Source organism: Sphingomonas sp. SUN039 (genome assembly GCF_024758725.1).
Lineage (GTDB): Bacteria > Pseudomonadota > Alphaproteobacteria > Sphingomonadales > Sphingomonadaceae > Sphingomonas_O.
Map to the genome: position 1 here is coordinate 2,145,072 of NZ_CP096972.1, position 17,504 is coordinate 2,162,575.

Below are 17,504 nucleotides of genomic sequence, written 5' to 3' on the forward strand. Positions count from 1 at the left end.
CTTTCGCTTTTGTCGCGCTGTTAAAATCTAGAGGACCGATTTGAGCGCGAAATGCATCGCAACCGCCAAGGCCACTAGAAATACGATTAATGCCCATCTCGGAAGAACTTGGACCAGCCACTCAATCGCAGGCCAAATTAGCAGCCCAAGCGCCTCCAAGGCATATTATCCCTGCACCTCGACCATGTGCCGCACCTTGCGGATCATGCCCTGGACCTCGGGGCTGTCGTTCAGCTCCGAAACCTTGTGCATCTTGTTGAGGCCAAGGCCGATCAGCGTTGCGCGCTGGTCCTTGGTGCGGCGGATGGGCGAACCCGTCTGCTTGATCTTGATAGTTGCCATGTCAGCTTACTCTGTGATTGCCGCAGCATCGGCTTCCGCCGTCTGCGAACCGCCGCGACCCAGCAGGTCGGCGATCTTCTTGCCACGACGCTGTGCGACGCTCTTGGGGCTGGTCTGCTCGCCCAGCGCTTCGAAGGTCGCCCGGATCATGTTGTACGGGTTCGACGTGCCGACCGACTTGGTCACCACATCGGCCACGCCCAGCGATTCGAAGATGGCGCGCATCGGGCCACCCGCGATGATGCCGGTGCCCTGCGGCGCCGAGCGCAGCGTCACGCGACCGGCACCGAAATGGCCGTTGCCGTCGTGGTGCAGCGTACGTCCGTCACGAAGGGGAACGCGAATCATCTTTTTCTTGGCAGCCGCCGTTGCTTTCGAAATGGCTTCGGGCACTTCGCGCGCCTTGCCATGGCCGAAGCCTGCACGGCCCTTGCCGTCGCCGACCACAACGAGCGCAGCAAAGCCGAAGCGCTTGCCGCCCTTCACCGTCTTCGAGACGCGGTTGATGTGAACCAGCTTTTCGATCAGCTCTTCACCGCCGTCATCGCGCGGACCGCCGCCATCGCGACGCGCACGATTGCGATCATTGCCGCCGCGATTGCCGCCGGGGCCGCCACCACGCCCGCCACGCGGCGGACCACCGCGACCACGCGGTGCTTCGGCGGGTGCTGCTGCGGCATCCGCTTCGGGAGCGGCCTGAATTTCGGTTTCGTCAGCCATTTAGAACTCCAATCCGCCTTCGCGGGCACCCTCGGCCACCGCTTTCACGCGGCCATGGAACAGAAAACCGCCACGATCGAACACGACGCTGGTGATGCCGGCGGCTTTCGCACGCTCGGCGACAGCCTTGCCGACCGCCGTCGCTGCCGAAACAGTCGCGCCGGTCGAGCCGCGCGCGTCCTTTTCCAGCGTCGACGCCGCAGCAACGGTTTTGCCCGCCGCATCGTCGATGATCTGGGCGTAGATGTGACGGCCCGAACGGTGCACCGACAGGCGCGGACGCACCGTGCCCTTGGCGCGCAACTTGGTGCGGACGCGCTGGCGGCGTTTCGCAAAAGGATCGAGCTTGGCCATTACTTCTTCTTACCTTCTTTGCGGAAGATGAACTCGCCGCGGTATTTGATACCCTTGCCCTTGTACGGCTCGGGCTTGCGCCAGCGGCGGATTTCGGCGGCGAGCTGACCCACGCGCTGCTTGTCGTTGCCCGAAATGATGACCGTGGTCTGGTCGGGCGTCTTGACGTCGAGGTCGCCCGGCACGTCGATATCGACGTCGTGCGAATAGCCGAGCTGCAGCTTGAGCTTGTTGCCCTGTGCATTGGCACGATAGCCGACGCCGGTGATTTCGAGCGTCTTGGTGAAGCCGTCTGTCACGCCGGTGACGAGGTTCTGCACCAACGTGCGCTGCATGCCCCAGAATGCGCGAGCCGCCTTGGTGGCGTTGGCCGGCTGCACCGAAATGCTGCCGTCCTCGATGCCATAGGTGATTTCGTCGCGCATCGTCAGCGTCAGGGTGCCCTTGGGCCCCTTCACCGACATGATGCCGCCGTCCATCGTGGCGGTGACGCCAGCGGGAACGGGGACAGGACGTTTGCCGATGCGGCTCATCAGAATACCTCCGCCAGGACTTCGCCGCCGACATTATGCTCGCGCGCTTCCGCGTCGGAGAGCACGCCGCGCGGCGTCGAGACGATCGTGATGCCGAGGCCATTGCGGACGCGCGGCAATTCCTTGCTGCCCGAATAGACACGGCGGCCCGGCTTCGAGACGCGTGCCACGTGACGGATCGCGGGCTGGCCCTCGAAATATTTCAGCTCGATGCGGATACCCGCGTGCCCTGCAACTTCTTCCGAAGTGTAGCCACGGATGTAACCTTCGCGCTGGAGCACGTCGAGCACGCGGACGCGCAGCTTCGACGACGGCGTCAGTACGCTGTCCTTCTTCGCCTGCAGTCCGTTGCGGATGCGGGTGAGCATATCACCCAGGGGATCGGTCAAAGCCATCTTGCTTCCTTACCAGCTCGACTTGGTGACGCCGGGGATCATGCCTTTGTTGGCAAGATCGCGCAGCTGAATGCGGCAGAGCCGGAATTTGCGATAATAGGCGCGCGGGCGGCCGGTGATCTCGCACCGGTTGCGGACACGCGTCGGATTGGCGTTGCGCGGCAGCGCCGACAATTTGAGACGCGCCATCAGGCGGTCGTTGTCGTCGGCGTTCTTGTCGTCGGCGACCGCACGCAGCGCGGCGAACTTGTGCGCGTACTGCTTCACCAGCGCCTTGCGCTTCTCGTTCTTGTTGATCGAGCTCTTCTTTGCCATCGCTCAGGCCGCCTTTTTCTGTTCTTCGTCGAGGGGGAACGGGAAGCCGAACAGGCGAAGCAGCTCGCGCGCCTCGTCGTCGGTCCGTGCCGTCGTCGCGACAATCACATCCATACCCCGGGTCGTGTCGACCTGGTCGTAGCTGATCTCCGGAAAGATCAGCTGTTCCTTGATGCCGCAGGCATAGTTGCCGCGACCGTCGAAGCTCTTGGGGTTCAGCCCGCGGAAATCGCGCACGCGCGGCAGCGCGATGGTGATGAACCGGTCGAGGAATTCGTACATCCGCTCGCGGCGCAGCGTCACCTTGCAGCCGATCGGCATGCCTTCGCGCAGCTTGAACTGGGCGATCGACAGCTTGGCCTTGGTGATCACCGGCTTCTGGCCCGCGATCGCTTCCATTTCCTTGGCCGCCGAATCGACGCGCTTCTTGTCCTGCGTCGCATCGCCGACGCCCATGTTCAGGACGATCTTGTCCAACTTGGGCACCTGCATCGGGTTGGTGTACCCGAATTTTTCGGTCATCGCCTTGATGTAGCGCTCTTCATAGAGCTTCTGCATGCGGGGCTTGTATTTCGACTCAGCCATTGATCAGCTCCCCGGACCGCACGGCGACCCGAACCTTTTTCCCGTCGCGAACCTCGAAACGGACGCGCGTCGGCTTGCCCGTCTTGGGGTCTTCGATCGCAACCTTCGACACGTGCATCGGTGCTTCGAACCGGTCCAACCCGCCTTGCGGATTTTCCTGGCTCGCCTTGCGGTGGCGCGTGGCGATGTTGACACCCGACACGATAACCTTGCCATCCCGCGGCATCGACTTGGTCACTTCGCCGTGCTTGCCCTTGTCCTTGCCGGACAGGACCACGACCTTGTCACCCTTTTTGATCTTCAGCGCCGACATCACAGCACCTCCGGCGCGAGCGAAATGATTTTCATATAGTTCTTCGCGCGCAGCTCGCGGCACACCGGCCCGAAGATACGGGTGCCGATCGGCTCCTCGTTCTTGTTGACCAGCACGGCGGCATTGCCGTCGAAACGGATCGTCGACCCGTCGGCGCGGTGAATGTCCTTGGCGGTGCGGACGATGACGGCGCGGTGCACGTCACCCTTCTTCACCTTGCCGCGGGGGGCAGCTTCCTTGATCGACACGACGATCACGTCGCCGACGCCGGCAAAGCGCCGCTTCGACCCGCCCAGCACCTTGATGCACTGGACGCGCTTCGCGCCGCTGTTGTCCGCGACGTCGAGATTGGACTGCATCTGGATCATTAGGCGTTATCCTCGACGCCGGTGTCGGCCACGCCGCCACCGTCGATGACTTTCCACGTCTTCAGCTTGCTGATCGGCGCGCACTCTTCGATGCGGACGGTCTGGCCCAGCTTGAACGCATTGCCCTCGTCATGGGCGTGATACTTCTTCGTCCGGCGGATGATCTTGCCGTACAGCGGGTGCTTCACCTTCCGCTCGACATTGACCACCACGGTCTTTTCGCCCTTGTCCGAGACAATGACGCCGGTGAGAACGCGCTTTGGCATCGTCCTGGCTTCCTTACTTCGCGACAGCCGCGACGCGCGCGGTCTGAAGCGTTTTGATCTGCGCGATGGTGCGGCGCACCTCGCGGACACGGCTCGGCTTTTCGAGCTGGTTGGTCGCGGCCTGGAAACGCAGGTTGAACGCTTCGCGCTTCAACTGCGTCAGATCGGCGAGCAGCTCGTCGTCGGTCTTGACCTTCAAATCGGCAATCTTGGCCATGTTATTTGGCTCCCAGATGCGAGAAGTCGCCGAGACGGGCCACAACCTTGGTCTTGATCGGCAGCTTTTCCATGGCGCGGCTGAACGCGACGGCGGCGAGCGGACCCGGCACGCCATCGAGTTCGAACAGGATACGGCCCGGCTTCACGCGCGCGGCATGATATTCGATCGCACCCTTGCCCTTACCCATGCGGACTTCGGCAGGCTTCGACGTCACCGGCACATCGGGGAACACGCGGATCCACAACCGGCCCTGACGGCGGATGTGGCGCGTGATCGCACGACGCGCAGCTTCGATCTGGCGCGCGGTGATGCGGTCGGGTTCCATGGCCTTCAACCCGTAAGAGCCGAAATTCAACTCGGTGCCGCCCTTGGCGTCGCCGTGAATCTTGCCCTTGAAGGTCTTGCGGAATTTGGATTTTTTCGGTTGCAGCATGTCAGTTCAGCCTATCGACGGTCGGACTGCGGACGGACGCCGGAAGTCTGCGCTTCCATCATCAGCCGCTCCTGCGAGAGCGGGTCGTGACCCAGAATCTCGCCCTTGAAAATCCACACCTTGATGCCGCACACGCCGTAGGCGGTGTGTGCTTCATGCTCGGCATAATCGACGTGCGCGCGCAGCGTGTGCAGCGGCACACGGCCTTCGCGGTACCATTCGGTGCGCGCGATTTCCGCGCCGCCGAGACGGCCCGCACAGGTGATCCGGATGCCCTCGGCACCCAGACGCAGCGCCGACTGCACCGCACGCTTCATGGCGCGGCGGAAAGCGATGCGGCGCTCGAGCTGGTCGGCAACACCCTGCGCGACGAGCTTGGCGTCGATCTCGGGCTTGCGGATTTCGACGATGTTGAGCGAGACATCCGAAGAAGTCATCGCGCCGATCGTCTTGCGCAGCTTTTCGATGTCCGCGCCCTTCTTGCCGATGATGACACCGGGGCGGGCTGCATAGATCGAGATGCGGCAAAGCTTGGCCGGACGCTCGATGACCACCTTCGAGATCGCGGCCTGCGGCATCGACTTGAAGATGAACGTGCGGATTTTCAGATCTTCGAGCAGCAAGCGACCATAATCGGCGCCATCGGCATACCAACGGCTGTCCCAGGTGCGGTTGATCTGGAGCCGGAGCCCGATCGGGTTGGATTTCTGACCCATATTAGGCTTCCTGATCCTGAACTTCGCGAACGACGACGCGCAGACGGCTGAACGGCTTGACGATGCGGGCCGAGCGGCCCCGCGCGCGGGTCGCAAAGCGCTTCATGCTGAGGCCCTTGCCGACCGACGCTTCCGACACGACGAGGCTGTCGACATCGAGATTGTGGTTGTTTTCCGCATTCGCGATCGCCGAGGCGAGGCACTTGCGGACGTCCACCGCCATGCCCTTGGTCGAGAATTGCAGGATGTTCATCGCGTCGCCGGCCTTGCGACCACGGATCAGCGCGGCGACGAGACCCAGCTTCTGCGCCGAACCGCGGATCGCGGTCGCCGTCGCCAGCGCCTCGTTCTCCGCAACGCGACGGGGGGATTTAGGCTTGGACATCAGCGCTTGCCCTTCTTGTCGGCGGCGTGGCCGGGGAAGTAGCGCGTCGGCGCGAACTCGCCGAGCTTCATGCCGACCATGTCCTCGTTGACGCTGACCGGCACGAACTTGCGCCCGTTATAAACGCTGAAGGTCAGGCCGACGAACTGCGGCAGAATCGTCGAGCGACGCGACCAGGTCTTGATCGGCGAACGCGCGTTCGTATCCTGCGCGGTTTCTGCCTTTTTCAGCAGATGGAGGTCGACGAACGGACCTTTCCAGACTGAGCGGGCCATGACTACCTCTTCTTCTTGGCGTGACGCGACCGGATGATCATCTTGTCGGTCGATTTGTTGTTGCGGGTACGCGCGCCCTTGGTCGGCTTGCCCCACGGCGTAACCGGGTGACGACCGCCCGAGGTCCGGCCTTCGCCACCGCCGTGCGGGTGATCGACCGGGTTCTTGGCGACACCGCGTGTCAGCGGGCGAATGCCCTTCCAGCGGTTGCGACCGGCCTTGGCGAGGTTGGTGTTGGCGTTGTCGGGGTTCGACACCGCGCCCACCGTCGCCATGCAGTTCGCATGGATGTAACGCTGCTCGCCCGAGTTGAGGCGGACGATGACCATGCCACGGTCGCGACCCACGACCTGCACATAGGTGCCGGCCGAACGCGCGATCTGGGCACCCTTGCCGGGCTTCATCTCGACGTTGTGGACGATGGTGCCGACCGGCATCTGCCCGAGTTCCATCGCATTGCCCGGCTTCACGTCGGTCTTCTTGCCCGCGATCACCTTGTCGCCGACGGCCAACCGCTGCGGCGCGATGATGTACGCGACGTTGTCACCCGCACGGCCATCGGTGTTCGGTCCGTAGTTGACCAGCGCGATGAAGGCGGTGCGGTTGGGATCGTATTCGATCCGCTCGACGGTGCCTTCGACGTCCCACAACCGGCGCTTGAAATCGATGATCCGGTAGCGCTGCTTGTGGCCGCCCGCGATGCCGCGCGAAGTCACATGGCCCTTGTTGTTGCGGCCGCCGGTCTTGTGCTTGCCCTCGGTCAGCGCCTTGACGGGCTTGCCCTTCCACAGCGACGACTTGTCGACGAGGATCAGGCCGCGGCGTGCGGGGCTGGTCGGGTTATAATGCTTCAGTGCCATGGCGTTAAATTCCCGTGGTCACGTCGATCGACTGGCCTTCGGCCAGACGAACGATGGCTTTTTTGAAGTCCGACCGGGTGTAGGGCGCGCCCTTCCACCGTTTGGTCTTGCCCTTCTGGACGATGGTATTCACGTTCAGCACATTGACGCTGAACAGCGCCTCGACCGCCGCCTTGATCTGCGGCTTGGTCGCCGAGTTCGCGACCTTGAACACAACCGCGTTGTGCTCGCTGACCATCGTGGCTTTTTCTGTGATGTAGGGCGCGACGATCACGTCATAGTGACGCAGTTCGACGGCCTTTGTGGCGGCAGCCTTAGCCATTGAAACGCGCCTCCAGCTTTTCGACGGCCGCGCGGGTCAGGACCAGCGTGTCGGCCTTCAGGATGTCGTACACATTGGCACCGACGGCGGGGAGCACGTCGATCATGAACAGGTTCGCCGAAGCATGGGCGAAGCTGGCGTCGACCGTATCGCCGTCGATGACGAGCGCACGGGTCGCGTTCCAGCTGGCGAAACCTGCCGCCAGCGCCTTGGTCTTGCCGTCGGCGATGGTCAGGCTGTCCATGACGATCAGCTTGCCGTCCTTGGCCTTGCTCGACAGCGCCATTTTCAGGCCCAGCGCGCGAACCTTCTTGTTCAGCGACGGGTTGAAGTCGCGCAGACGGGCACCGTGCGCTTTACCGCCACCGATGAAGGTCGGGCCGCGACGGTTACCGTGACGGGCGGTACCGCCACCCTTCTGGTTGCCGAACTTCTTGCCGGTGCGCGCAACGTCGGCACGCTCACGGGTCGGACGCGCGGTCGCGCGACGCTTTTCGAGCTGCCAGGTGACGACCCGGTGCAGAATGTCTGCGCGCGGCTCGACACCGAACACGTCGTCGTTAAGTTCGATGTCAGCGGCTTTCGCCTTGGCGTCGAAGGATTGAACTTTCAGTTTCACGTTCAGCCCTCCTGGCTCGTGGTGTCGCCATCGATTTGTGCATCGACCTGACCAGCGCCGTGTTCGTTCGAAGCGATAACACCTGCGGCAACCGCATCGTCACCGGGCAGCGGCTCCATCTCATGGACGGCACCGGGCTCGACTTCGGCAGTCGTTGCTTCTTCGTCATGCGCCTTGCTGCGGATCGACGCAGGATACGGTGCGTCGGCGTGACGCGCGACCTTCACCGAATCCTTGACCGTCAGCCAGGTGCCCTTGTGACCGGGAACCGAGCCCTTCACGAAGAGCAGGCCACGCGCGACGTCGGTCGAGACGATTTCGAGGTTCTGCTGGGTGCGCTCTTTGTCACCCATGTGTCCGGCCATCTTCTTGCCCTTGAACACCTTGCCGGGATCCTGGCGCTGGCCGGTCGAACCGAGCGAGCGGTGCGAGACCGAGACGCCGTGGGTGGCGCGCAGACCGCCGAAGCCCCAGCGCTTCATGCCGCCCTGGAAACCCTTGCCCTGCGTATGACCCGACACGTCGACGAGCTGGCCCGCGACGAAATGGTCGGCAGCGATTTCCGCACCGACTTCGACCAATGCGTCTTCGGACACGCGGAATTCAACGAGGCGCGCTTTCGGCTCCACTTCGGCCTTGCCGAAATGGCCACGCTGCGGCTTGGCGACATTCTTGGCCTTGGCCGTGCCCGCACCCAGCTGGACCGCGACATAACCGTCACGGTCGGCGGTCTTGTGCGAAACGACCTGATTATTCTCGAGTGCCAGGACGGTCACGGGCACATGGCGCCCATCGTCCTGAAACAGACGGGTCATGCCCATCTTCTTGGCTATCACTCCGGTTCTCACCGGCATTCTCCTTACGTCAGAGGCGCACGGAAAATCGCTTCCCGCGCGCTTGGCTTGCCCATTTTACAAAACGTGCCCCGTCCGGGCTTTCCCTTGGCCGAAGCTAGGGAGGACGGGGACGCGGCCCGGGCAAGCCCGGCGGTATCCCTTATCTCGCTCGCGACGAATCACCGAAGTGACCGCTGCGGAGGCGGGCCATTAGGCCAGCTTGATCTCTACGTCAACGCCAGCGGCGAGGTCGAGCTTCATCAAAGCATCGACCGTTTGCGGCGTCGGCTGCACGATGTCGAGCAGACGCTTGTAGGTGCGGACCTCGAACTGCTCGCGCGACTTCTTGTCGACGTGCGGGCCGCGGTTGACCGTGAACTTCTCGATGCGTGTCGGCAACGGGATCGGACCACGGATGAGCGCGCCGGTGCGCTTGGCAGTGTCGGCGATGTCGCCGGTCGCCTGGTCGAGCACACGATGGTCGAATGCCTTCAGACGAATACGGATATTCTGCGTTTCCATGATCTCACCGATGCGAAAGAGCCTGTCCGCTGTTGCGGACCTTCAAAAACAGTCGAGCCGCCCAGCTGCTTCAAGACAACCGGGCGGCTCTGATTCGTAACTACTACTTCGTGATCGAAGCGACAACCCCCGAACCGACGGTGCGGCCGCCTTCGCGGATCGAGAAGCGCAGGCCCTGCTCCATCGCGATCGGCGCGATGAGCTTGACGCCGAGCTGGACGTTGTCGCCCGGCATCACCATTTCGGTGCCGGCCGGCAGCACGACTTCGCCGGTCACGTCGGTCGTACGGAAGTAGAACTGCGGACGATAGTTCGCAAAGAACGGCGTGTGACGGCCACCCTCTTCCTTCGACAGGACATAGACTTCCGACTGGAACTCGGTGTGCGGCTTGATCGAGCCCGGCTTGCAGAGAACCTGCCCGCGCTCGACTTCCTCGCGGCCGACGCCACGGATCAGTGCGCCGATGTTGTCGCCGGCTTCACCCTGATCGAGCAGCTTGCGGAACATTTCGACGCCGGTGCAGACCGTCTTCTTGGTGTCCTTCAGGCCGACGATCTCGACTTCTTCGCCGACCTTGACCACGCCCTGCTCGACGCGGCCGGTGACGACGGTGCCGCGGCCCGAGATCGAGAACACGTCTTCGATCGGCATCAGGAACGGCTTGTCGAGGGGACGCGCAGGCTGCGGGATCCAGCTGTCGACCGCCGCCATCAGCTTGAGAACGGCGTCCTTGCCGATCGCGTCGTTGGTGCCGTTGAGTGCACAGGTCGCCGAACCCTGGATGACCGGAATGTTGTCGCCGTCGAAATCGTACTTCGAAAGCAGCTCGCGGATTTCCATTTCGACGAGTTCGAGGATCTCGGCGTCGTCGACCAAGTCGACCTTGTTCATGAACACGACGAGCTGCGGCACGCCGACCTGACGGGCGAGCAGGATGTGCTCGCGGGTCTGCGGCATCGGGCCGTCGGTCGCCGAGACGACGAGGATACCGCCGTCCATCTGCGCGGCACCCGTGATCATGTTCTTCACATAATCGGCGTGGCCCGGGCAATCGACGTGGGCATAGTGACGGTCGTTGGTCTCATACTCGACGTGCGCGGTCGAAATGGTGATGCCGCGCGCGCGCTCTTCGGGCGCCTTGTCGATGTTGGCGAAGTCGACCGCCGCGTTGCCCGCGACGCTTTCCGCCAGAATCTTGGTGATCGCAGCCGTCAGCGAGGTCTTGCCGTGATCGACGTGACCGATGGTGCCGATGTTGCAGTGCGGCTTCGTCCGCTCGAATTTTGCTTTCGCCATTTTTCCTACCTTCGTGTGCTAAACTTGTTGCGGGGAGACCGCGTGCGGCGGACCCCATAGTGACAAAATTATGATTACGCCAGCTTCGCCTTCACCTCGTCGGCGACGTGCGTCGGCACCTCGTCATAATGCGAGAATTCCATCGAATATTGCGCGCGGCCCTGGGTGAACGAGCGCAATGTGTTGACGTAGCCGAACATGTTGGCGAGCGGCACCATGGCCTCGACCGTTTGCGCGTTGCCGCGCGAATCGGTGCCCTGGATCTGCCCGCGCCGCGAGTTCATGTCGCCGATGACGTCGCCCAGATAATCCTCCGGGGTCACAACTTCGACCTTCATGATCGGCTCGAGCAGCTTGATGCCCGCTTTCTGCGCGGCTTCGCGCATGGCGGCACGTGCGCAGATTTCGAACGCCAGCGCCGACGAGTCGACGTCGTGATACGCGCCGTCGTACAGCGAAATCTCGAAGTCGATGATCGGGAAGCCGATCAGCGAACCCGATGCTGCCGTCTCGCGCATCCCCTTTTCGACCGAGGGGATATATTCTTTGGGAATATTGCCGCCCTTGACGTCGTCGTTGAAGATGATGCCGCTGCCGCGCTCGCCCGGGGTCGCGGTGAACTTCACGCGCCCGAACTGGCCCGAACCGCCAGACTGCTTCTTGTGGGTGTAGTCGATGTCGACCTTCTTCGCGAGATATTCGCGATAGGCGACCTGCGGCGCACCGACATTTGCCTCGACCTTGAATTCGCGCTTCATGCGGTCGACCATGATTTCGAGGTGAAGCTCGCCCATCCCCTTCAGGATGGTCTGGCCGCTCTCATGATCGGTCGACACGCGGAACGACGGGTCTTCGCGCGCCAGACGGTTGAGCGCGACGCCCATCTTTTCCTGGTCGGCCTTGGTCTTGGGTTCGACCGACACCTCGATGACGGGTTCGGGGAACTCCATGCGCTCGAGGATGATCGGGTCGGCCTGCGAACACAAGGTATCGCCGGTCGTCGTGTCCTTCAGACCCGCTAGTGCGACGATATCGCCCGCGTACGCGACCTGGATGTCCTCGCGGTCGTTGGCATGCATCAGCAGCATGCGACCGACCTTTTCTTTCTTGTCCTTGACGCTGTTCTGGACCGACGACGCGGTTTCCAGCTTGCCCGAATAGATGCGGGCAAAGGTCAGCGTGCCGACGAAGGGATCGTTCATGATCTTGAACGCCAGCGCCGAGAACGGCGCATTGTCATCGGCCGCACGCGAATCTTCGGTCACGCCGTCGAGCTTCATGCCGCTGATGGCGGGCACGTCGAGCGGCGACGGCAGATAATCGATGACCGCGTCGAGCAGCGGCTGGACGCCCTTGTTCTTGAACGCCGAGCCGCACAGCACCGGCACGAAGGCCGAACTGATCGTCCCCTTGCGGATCAGCGCCTTGAGCGTCGCGACATCGGGCTCATTGCCTTCGAGATACGCCTCCATCACGTCGTCGTCCTGCTCGACGGCAAGTTCGATCAGCTCACTGCGGGCCACGGCGGCCGCATCGGCGAGGTCGGCGGGGATTTCCTGATATTCGAACTTCGCGCCAAGCGACTCCTCGAGCCAGACGATCGCGCGGTTCTCGACCAGATCGACCAGCCCCTTGAACCCGCCCTCGATGCCGATGGGCAGATACAGGACGGCCGTGCGCGCGCCCAGACGGTCCTTGATCATGTCGACGCAACGTTCGAAGCTCGCGCCGGTGCGGTCGAGCTTGTTGACGAAGCACATGCGCGGCACTTTGTACTTGTCGGCCTGGCGCCACACGGTTTCCGACTGCGGCTCGACACCGGCAACGCCGTCGAAACAGGTGATCGCGCCGTCGAGGACGCGCAGCGAACGCTCGACTTCGATAGTGAAGTCGACGTGGCCCGGCGTGTCGATGATGTTGATGCGGTGATCGTTCCAGAAACACGTCGTCGCGGCGCTGGTGATCGTGATCCCGCGCTCCTGCTCCTGCTCCATCCAGTCCATCGTCGCGGTGCCTTCATGCACTTCGCCGATCTTGTAGGACTTGCCGGTGTAATAGAGGATCCGCTCGGTCGTCGTCGTCTTGCCGGCGTCGATGTGCGCCATGATGCCGATATTGCGATACATGCTGAGCGGATGGCTGCGGGCCATGACGTTTTCCTCGAAGATTGGGGGGCCGGACAATCCGGCCTACCCCGATATAATGACTATCAGCGGCGCTTTCGACCCCGCCGCTGTTACCAGCGGTAGTGCGAGAAGGCGCGGTTGGCTTCGGCCATGCGGTGCGTGTCTTCGCGCTTCTTCACCGCATTGCCACGGTTGTTGGCGGCATCCATCAGCTCGCCCGACAAGCGCGCGGCCATCGTCGTCTCGCTGCGGTTGCGCGCGGCCGAGATCAGCCAGCGGATTGCCAGCGCCTGCGAACGCTCGGCACGCACTTCGACCGGCACCTGATAGGTAGCACCGCCGACGCGACGCGAGCGGACTTCAATGCCCGGCTTCACATTGTTGAGCGCGTCATGGAACACACCGATCGGCTCGCGCTTGGCGCGCTGCTCGACGGTTTCCATCGCGGTATAGACGATGCCTTCGGCAACCGCCTTTTTACCGTCGAGCATGAGGTTGTTCATGAACTTCGACAGGGTGATGTCCCCGAACCGGGGATCGGGCAGGATGATGCGCTTTTCTGGGCGACGACGACGTGCCATTTCAAATTCCTTTGTATCTTCAGCGTGGTCCGGAACGTGTCCGGCGCTTACTTTGGCTTATTTCGGACGCTTGGCGCCGTACTTCGAACGCGACTGCTTGCGGTCCTTCACACCCTGTGTGTCGAGCACGCCGCGCAGCACATGGTAGCGGACGCCGGGAAGATCGCGGACGCGACCGCCGCGGATCAGCACGACGCTGTGCTCCTGCAGGTTGTGCCCTTCGCCCGGAATATAGCTGATGACTTCGCGCGCGTTGGTCAGGCGGATTTTGGCCACCTTACGCAGCGCCGAGTTCGGCTTTTTCGGGGTCGTGGTATAAACGCGCGTGCAAACGCCCCGCTTCTGGGGGTTGGCTTCCATCGCAGGGACCTTCGACTTGGCCTTCTGCGGGTCGCGGCCCTTGCGGACCAGCTGGTTGATCGTCGGCATGAAGCCCTTCACCTTTTTGTTACCGGCAAATTCCGGCGGTTACTCTACCGATGCACGCGGAGCGGTTAGGCAAAGCGCAAATGACGCAAAGGACCGCGAAAGGAGGGCCAAAGCCCCCGTTTCCGGTCCCCACACGCATCGGTAATGTTCAAGCGTATGCTTTATCGCAGATGGCCAGGGCCGTCCGCGAAGGGGCGCGCATAGCGGCGGAATCGGCGGGGGTCAACGGGTGTGCGAGCGGCGACCGGAGAGCACGGCTACGATAAATCCTTTCTACACTCTCCAAATCTGACGTAAAACGTGCTGCGAGTTTTGGGGGCGGGCGCGAAGATGTCGAGTGTCGGGAATTTGAAACGCGCGCTATCGATTGCGCTCCTGAAACCGGCACCAGAACGAATACCGCTATCTGATTGGCCACGAGTTCGTGCTCGAGACTATTATTCCGTGATGTTCGGCGCAGAAGCCGATGATCGTGCCTTTCTAGCGGACCAGCTGCTCGTTGATGATTTAGAAGGCCGATGGGTTAGTCGTTTCGCTGAACCGGAGCCTGCGACGATCTCTCTGTCCGAGCTATCGGCGATGCCGGTCAGAATTCATCAGTACATGGGTGAATTAGAGATCGTTTACTCCTCGCCAGTTGAATTTATTTGGCACTACTGGTTTCGAATCCCGCAATGCAAGCTGCTGATTGAGCGGACATTAAGCCTGATCTATTCGCGCAAACTGTTGCTTCGATCAGATCAAATCGACGTACTGCAAACCTTCATCGATCAGTTTACCGGTCAAGAGGGCGGAAAAACGGTGATGGAATTGATGGAAGACACTTACGGGCTGCGTTGGGCGATGCACCCTCGCGGAATGGCCATGTATCGGTACAACAAACTGCTTCTGGACTCGCTTCGAGACTCTGGTGAACTCACGTCTGAAAACGGTCGCTACATCGCGACGCCAAAAGCTGTTTCCAAAGTTATTCAGTACGAGCTGGAAGACAGGCGACATCGGGACAGTGTGGCGGAACAGAAGAGAATGGCTTGGCTAACAATCGTGTTGGCGATCATCGGAGCGGTTCAAGTTTATCAAGGTTGGAATAAGCCGTAGCCCCCACACTTGCACCCCGCTCCCGCATCTGCCACCCGCGCCAACATGTCCCGACCCGAAGCATGGCGGCGCGATGCCGGCGCCTATCCCTTTACCGCCGAAGTCCAGACGCGCTGGGCCGATCTCGACATGCTGGGGCATATCAACAATGTCTCGATGGCGGGGTTGTTCGAGGAGGGGCGCGGGCGGTTCACCAGTTCGCTGCAGATGGTCCGCGCCAGCCGCGACGTCCGCTGGCTGATCGCGGGCGTCTCGATCAACTATCTGGCGGAGGGGCACCACCCCCAACCCGTTACCATCGCGAGCGGCATCGGCCACATCGGTACGCGGTCGTGGACGGTGTTTTCGGCGGCGTTCCAGAACGGCGTCTGCGTGGCGACTTGCGACACCGCGACCGTCTATACCGACAAGACCGGCGCAGTGGCGCTGCCCGAAGAATATGTCGCCAAGCTGGCCGAATTCAGGATCGCCGTCCCGGAATAGCGCAACGGCGGCGTCGTGACGCGACCGAAATAAATCTTGCGTTCATGTGGCTGTTGCCAGCACTGCCGTAACAGCGGTCGGTGCCCTGCCCCGACATGCGTGGGGGAGCGAGCGCCGATGGTGAAACCACAACCGAACTGGCTGGGCTTTGCGCTGCCGCTGATGCTGGCCGCTTGCGGCGGCAGCGACAGCAGCGGCACGACTGCCGCCGCTGCAACCGCCGTAGTCACACCGGCTGCCCCTGCCGCACCGGCTGCACCAACCACCCCCGCGACCGTCACTGCGGTGCTGAACATCGATTTCGCCGCACCGCTGAACTATGCCGCGCCTGCGCTGCCCGCCTATTACGACGGCACTGTTGTCGCGCTCGACAACACGCCCGGCAACAACGCGATCACCGACCGCATCGCCACGCTGGGCCGCGTGCTGTTTTACGACAAAAAGCTCAGCTTCAACGACACCATCTCCTGCGCCAGTTGCCACAAGCAGGCGAACGGGTTCGACGACAATGTCCGGTTCAGCGCGGGCTTTGCGGGCGGCACTTTCACCACCGCGCATGCGACGCGGCTCGGCAATGTCCGCTATTACCGACCGGGTACGATGTTCTGGGACAAGCGCGCCGCCTCCGTCGAGGCCCAAGCCAGCCAGCCGATCCAGAACGCCATTGAAATGGGGTTCACGCCCGCGAACGGCGGCATCGCCGCGCTGCTCACTAAAATGCGCGCAACGACCTATTACGCCGACCTGTTCACCTTTGCGTTCGGCGATTCCGCGATCAGTGAAGCCCGTATGCAATTCGCGCTCGCCCAGTTCGAACGCGCGATGATCTCGTCGGCCAGCCGCTGGGACACCGCCTATGCGGGTGTGTTCAGCGCGACGGGGCCAAACCGCAATCTGGGCGTCACATTGCCCGGTTTCACGGCGGAGGAAGATCGCGGGCGGCAATTGTTCATCACCGGACAAGGCGGCGGCGGCGCGGGCTGTGCGGCCTGCCACGTCCCGCCGACCTTTGCGCTCAACGCCAATTCGGACAGCAACGGCCTCGACGCGGGCGAGACGATCCTGTTCAAATCGCCGTCGCTAAAAAACATCGCGCTGTCGGTCGCGTTCATGCACGACGGCCGGTTTTCGACGCTGGATCAAGTGGTCGAACATTATAACAGCGGGGTGCAGGCCGGCCCCGCGCTCGACAACCGGCTGCGCGGACCGGGTGGCGCGCCGCAACGGCTGAACCTGTCAGCGGCGGACAAGGCCGCGCTGGTCGCCTTCATGCGGACCCTGACCGATACGACGCTAACCACGGATGCGCGGTTTTCGAACCCGTTCCGCTAATCGACGAAGACCGCCGCGCGCTTGCCCATGTTGGCGGCGACTTGCTCCATCATATTGGGCTTGCCGATCACCGCAATCTGTTCGGCGGTTTCCATCTCCAGCATCGCGCGCGGATCGAGGTCGTGCGCGGCGTTGCACAGCCGTTTCGCACCCCGGATCGCGTGCGGGCTTTTCGCGGCAATCACCGCTGCCAGTTCCATCGCGGCGGCATGCGGATCGTCCGCAATCCGCGTAACGAACCCGTGGTGCAGAGCCTCGTCCGCGTCGAACTCGCGCGCAGTATAGACCAGCTCGCGCAGCACATCGTCGCGCACCAGCCCGCGCCAGATCGGGAACCCCGCCATGTCGGGGACCAGCCCCCAATAACTCTCGCGGATCGCAAAGCGCGTGCCCGGCGCGGCAATGCGGATGTCGGCCCCCGACATGATCTGGAACCCCCCGCCGAACGCGACGCCGTGGACCGCTGCGATCACCGGCATCGGCAATTGCCGCCAGCCCCAGGTGACGTGCTGCGGCAGGATGGACCCCTGATCGTTGCGGTCCGGCGCGGTGCCCGATCCGCCCGCCGCCATGCTCGCCATGTCGAGCCCCGCACAGAACGCCTTGCCCTCGCCCGACAGCACGACGCAGCGGACGTCGGTGCGGGTTGCCAACGCGTCGATGGCCGCGCCTATCTCGCGAAACATCGCCGGGTCGAGAGCGTTCATCTTGTCCACGCGCGTCAGGCGGACATCGGCGATATGGCCGGTGACGGTGGTCGAAACGCGGTCGGTCATAAT

28 protein-coding genes are annotated in these 17,504 nt (G+C 62.7%); 3 read left to right on the forward strand and 25 right to left on the reverse strand.

Features of this window, described 5'->3' with window-relative positions:
• Positions 1 to 165 precede the first annotated feature (165 nt).
• The 24 genes from rpmD to rpsL form a co-directional block, all read right to left on the reverse strand.
• On the reverse strand, positions 166 to 342 hold the full coding sequence (gene rpmD, locus M0209_RS10470; RefSeq protein WP_258888214.1) for a 50S ribosomal protein L30: 177 nt from the start codon (positions 340 to 342) through the stop codon (positions 166 to 168).
• Positions 343 to 348: 6 nt separating this feature from the next.
• Positions 349 to 1,062 carry a 30S ribosomal protein S5 gene (gene rpsE / locus M0209_RS10475; protein ID WP_258888215.1) on the reverse strand — a complete coding sequence of 238 codons (714 nt, stop codon included), beginning with the start codon at positions 1,060 to 1,062 and terminating at the stop codon, positions 349 to 351.
• Positions 1,063 to 1,416: a 50S ribosomal protein L18 gene (gene rplR / locus M0209_RS10480; protein WP_258888216.1), complete on the reverse strand. Its 354-nt coding sequence runs from the start codon at positions 1,414 to 1,416 to the stop codon at positions 1,063 to 1,065.
• Entirely contained in the window at positions 1,416 to 1,949 is a 534-nt protein-coding gene (rplF, locus tag M0209_RS10485) for a 50S ribosomal protein L6 (RefSeq protein ID WP_258888217.1), read from the reverse strand. Before rplF ends, rplR begins: the two co-directional genes overlap by 1 nt.
• The gene (gene rpsH / locus M0209_RS10490) at positions 1,949 to 2,344 is read right to left on the reverse strand and encodes a 30S ribosomal protein S8 (protein ID WP_258888218.1); all 396 of its coding nucleotides are present in this window, start codon (positions 2,342 to 2,344) and stop codon (positions 1,949 to 1,951) included. The genes rplF and rpsH overlap by 1 nt, the downstream gene beginning before the upstream one ends.
• Positions 2,345 to 2,353: 9 nt before the next feature.
• The gene (rpsN, locus tag M0209_RS10495) at positions 2,354 to 2,659 is read right to left on the reverse strand and encodes a 30S ribosomal protein S14 (protein ID WP_258888219.1); all 306 of its coding nucleotides are present in this window, start codon (positions 2,657 to 2,659) and stop codon (positions 2,354 to 2,356) included.
• 3 nt (positions 2,660 to 2,662) lie between these two features.
• Positions 2,663 to 3,244 (reverse strand): 50S ribosomal protein L5, encoded by a 582-nt coding sequence (gene rplE / locus M0209_RS10500; RefSeq protein ID WP_258888220.1) that lies wholly within the window; start codon positions 3,242 to 3,244, stop codon positions 2,663 to 2,665.
• The gene (gene rplX, locus M0209_RS10505) at positions 3,237 to 3,557 is read right to left on the reverse strand and encodes a 50S ribosomal protein L24 (RefSeq protein ID WP_258888221.1); all 321 of its coding nucleotides are present in this window, start codon (positions 3,555 to 3,557) and stop codon (positions 3,237 to 3,239) included. The genes rplE and rplX overlap by 8 nt, the downstream gene beginning before the upstream one ends.
• The gene (gene rplN, locus M0209_RS10510; protein WP_121152704.1) at positions 3,557 to 3,925 is read right to left on the reverse strand and encodes a 50S ribosomal protein L14; all 369 of its coding nucleotides are present in this window, start codon (positions 3,923 to 3,925) and stop codon (positions 3,557 to 3,559) included. The genes rplX and rplN overlap by 1 nt, the downstream gene beginning before the upstream one ends.
• The gene (rpsQ, locus tag M0209_RS10515; RefSeq protein ID WP_258888222.1) at positions 3,925 to 4,191 is read right to left on the reverse strand and encodes a 30S ribosomal protein S17; all 267 of its coding nucleotides are present in this window, start codon (positions 4,189 to 4,191) and stop codon (positions 3,925 to 3,927) included. The genes rplN and rpsQ overlap by 1 nt, the downstream gene beginning before the upstream one ends.
• 13 nt (positions 4,192 to 4,204) lie before the next feature.
• On the reverse strand, positions 4,205 to 4,408 hold the full coding sequence (gene rpmC / locus M0209_RS10520; protein WP_258888223.1) for a 50S ribosomal protein L29: 204 nt from the start codon (positions 4,406 to 4,408) through the stop codon (positions 4,205 to 4,207).
• Between the two features lies 1 nt (position 4,409).
• Positions 4,410 to 4,844 (reverse strand): 50S ribosomal protein L16, encoded by a 435-nt coding sequence (gene rplP / locus M0209_RS10525; RefSeq protein ID WP_258888224.1) that lies wholly within the window; start codon positions 4,842 to 4,844, stop codon positions 4,410 to 4,412.
• A gap of 11 nt (positions 4,845 to 4,855) precedes the next feature.
• Positions 4,856 to 5,560, reverse strand: a complete 705-nt coding sequence (gene rpsC, locus M0209_RS10530) for a 30S ribosomal protein S3 (protein WP_258888225.1) — start codon at positions 5,558 to 5,560, stop codon at positions 4,856 to 4,858.
• A gap of 1 nt (position 5,561) precedes the next feature.
• Positions 5,562 to 5,945 (reverse strand): 50S ribosomal protein L22, encoded by a 384-nt coding sequence (gene rplV, locus M0209_RS10535; protein ID WP_258888226.1) that lies wholly within the window; start codon positions 5,943 to 5,945, stop codon positions 5,562 to 5,564.
• Positions 5,945 to 6,220 carry a 30S ribosomal protein S19 gene (gene rpsS, locus M0209_RS10540; RefSeq protein WP_258888227.1) on the reverse strand — a complete coding sequence of 92 codons (276 nt, stop codon included), beginning with the start codon at positions 6,218 to 6,220 and terminating at the stop codon, positions 5,945 to 5,947. Before rpsS ends, rplV begins: the two co-directional genes overlap by 1 nt.
• Positions 6,221 to 6,222: 2 nt before the next feature.
• Entirely contained in the window at positions 6,223 to 7,080 is an 858-nt protein-coding gene (gene rplB, locus M0209_RS10545) for a 50S ribosomal protein L2 (protein ID WP_258888228.1), read from the reverse strand.
• Between the two features lie 4 nt (positions 7,081 to 7,084).
• Positions 7,085 to 7,402 carry a 50S ribosomal protein L23 gene (locus M0209_RS10550; protein ID WP_258888230.1) on the reverse strand — a complete coding sequence of 106 codons (318 nt, stop codon included), beginning with the start codon at positions 7,400 to 7,402 and terminating at the stop codon, positions 7,085 to 7,087.
• The gene (gene rplD, locus M0209_RS10555) at positions 7,395 to 8,021 is read right to left on the reverse strand and encodes a 50S ribosomal protein L4 (protein ID WP_258888231.1); all 627 of its coding nucleotides are present in this window, start codon (positions 8,019 to 8,021) and stop codon (positions 7,395 to 7,397) included. The genes M0209_RS10550 and rplD overlap by 8 nt, the downstream gene beginning before the upstream one ends.
• 2 nt (positions 8,022 to 8,023) lie before the next feature.
• Positions 8,024 to 8,869, reverse strand: a complete 846-nt coding sequence (rplC, locus tag M0209_RS10560) for a 50S ribosomal protein L3 (protein WP_258888232.1) — start codon at positions 8,867 to 8,869, stop codon at positions 8,024 to 8,026.
• Between the two features lie 198 nt (positions 8,870 to 9,067).
• Complete coding sequence (rpsJ, locus tag M0209_RS10565; protein WP_123153485.1) at positions 9,068 to 9,379, reverse strand: 30S ribosomal protein S10; 312 nt, start codon at positions 9,377 to 9,379, stop codon at positions 9,068 to 9,070.
• A gap of 103 nt (positions 9,380 to 9,482) precedes the next feature.
• Positions 9,483 to 10,676: an elongation factor Tu gene (tuf, locus tag M0209_RS10570; RefSeq protein ID WP_258888233.1), complete on the reverse strand. Its 1,194-nt coding sequence runs from the start codon at positions 10,674 to 10,676 to the stop codon at positions 9,483 to 9,485.
• 74 nt (positions 10,677 to 10,750) lie between these two features.
• Positions 10,751 to 12,826 carry an elongation factor G gene (fusA, locus tag M0209_RS10575; RefSeq protein ID WP_258888234.1) on the reverse strand — a complete coding sequence of 692 codons (2,076 nt, stop codon included), beginning with the start codon at positions 12,824 to 12,826 and terminating at the stop codon, positions 10,751 to 10,753.
• Between the two features lie 86 nt (positions 12,827 to 12,912).
• On the reverse strand, positions 12,913 to 13,383 hold the full coding sequence (gene rpsG / locus M0209_RS10580) for a 30S ribosomal protein S7 (RefSeq protein ID WP_258888235.1): 471 nt from the start codon (positions 13,381 to 13,383) through the stop codon (positions 12,913 to 12,915).
• Between the two features lie 57 nt (positions 13,384 to 13,440).
• Positions 13,441 to 13,812 (reverse strand): 30S ribosomal protein S12, encoded by a 372-nt coding sequence (rpsL, locus tag M0209_RS10585; protein ID WP_258889621.1) that lies wholly within the window; start codon positions 13,810 to 13,812, stop codon positions 13,441 to 13,443.
• A gap of 447 nt (positions 13,813 to 14,259) precedes the next feature.
• Here rpsL and M0209_RS10590 point away from each other — a divergent pair, with 447 nt between their 5' ends.
• From M0209_RS10590 to M0209_RS10600, 3 genes are all read left to right on the forward strand, one after another.
• Positions 14,260 to 14,910, forward strand: a complete 651-nt coding sequence (locus tag M0209_RS10590) for a hypothetical protein (RefSeq protein ID WP_258888237.1) — start codon at positions 14,260 to 14,262, stop codon at positions 14,908 to 14,910.
• A gap of 45 nt (positions 14,911 to 14,955) precedes the next feature.
• A complete protein-coding gene (locus M0209_RS10595) occupies positions 14,956 to 15,393 on the forward strand; it encodes a thioesterase family protein (protein ID WP_258888238.1) in 438 nt (145 codons plus the stop codon).
• Positions 15,394 to 15,510: 117 nt separating this feature from the next.
• The gene (locus tag M0209_RS10600) at positions 15,511 to 16,725 is read left to right on the forward strand and encodes a cytochrome-c peroxidase (RefSeq protein WP_258888239.1); all 1,215 of its coding nucleotides are present in this window, start codon (positions 15,511 to 15,513) and stop codon (positions 16,723 to 16,725) included.
• On the opposite strand, the gene M0209_RS10605 is transcribed toward M0209_RS10600, so the two are convergent.
• Entirely contained in the window at positions 16,722 to 17,501 is a 780-nt protein-coding gene (locus M0209_RS10605; protein ID WP_258888240.1) for a crotonase/enoyl-CoA hydratase family protein, read from the reverse strand. The two genes, M0209_RS10600 and M0209_RS10605, sit on opposite strands and share 4 nt — an antisense overlap.
• Positions 17,502 to 17,504: the final 3 nt, after the last annotated feature.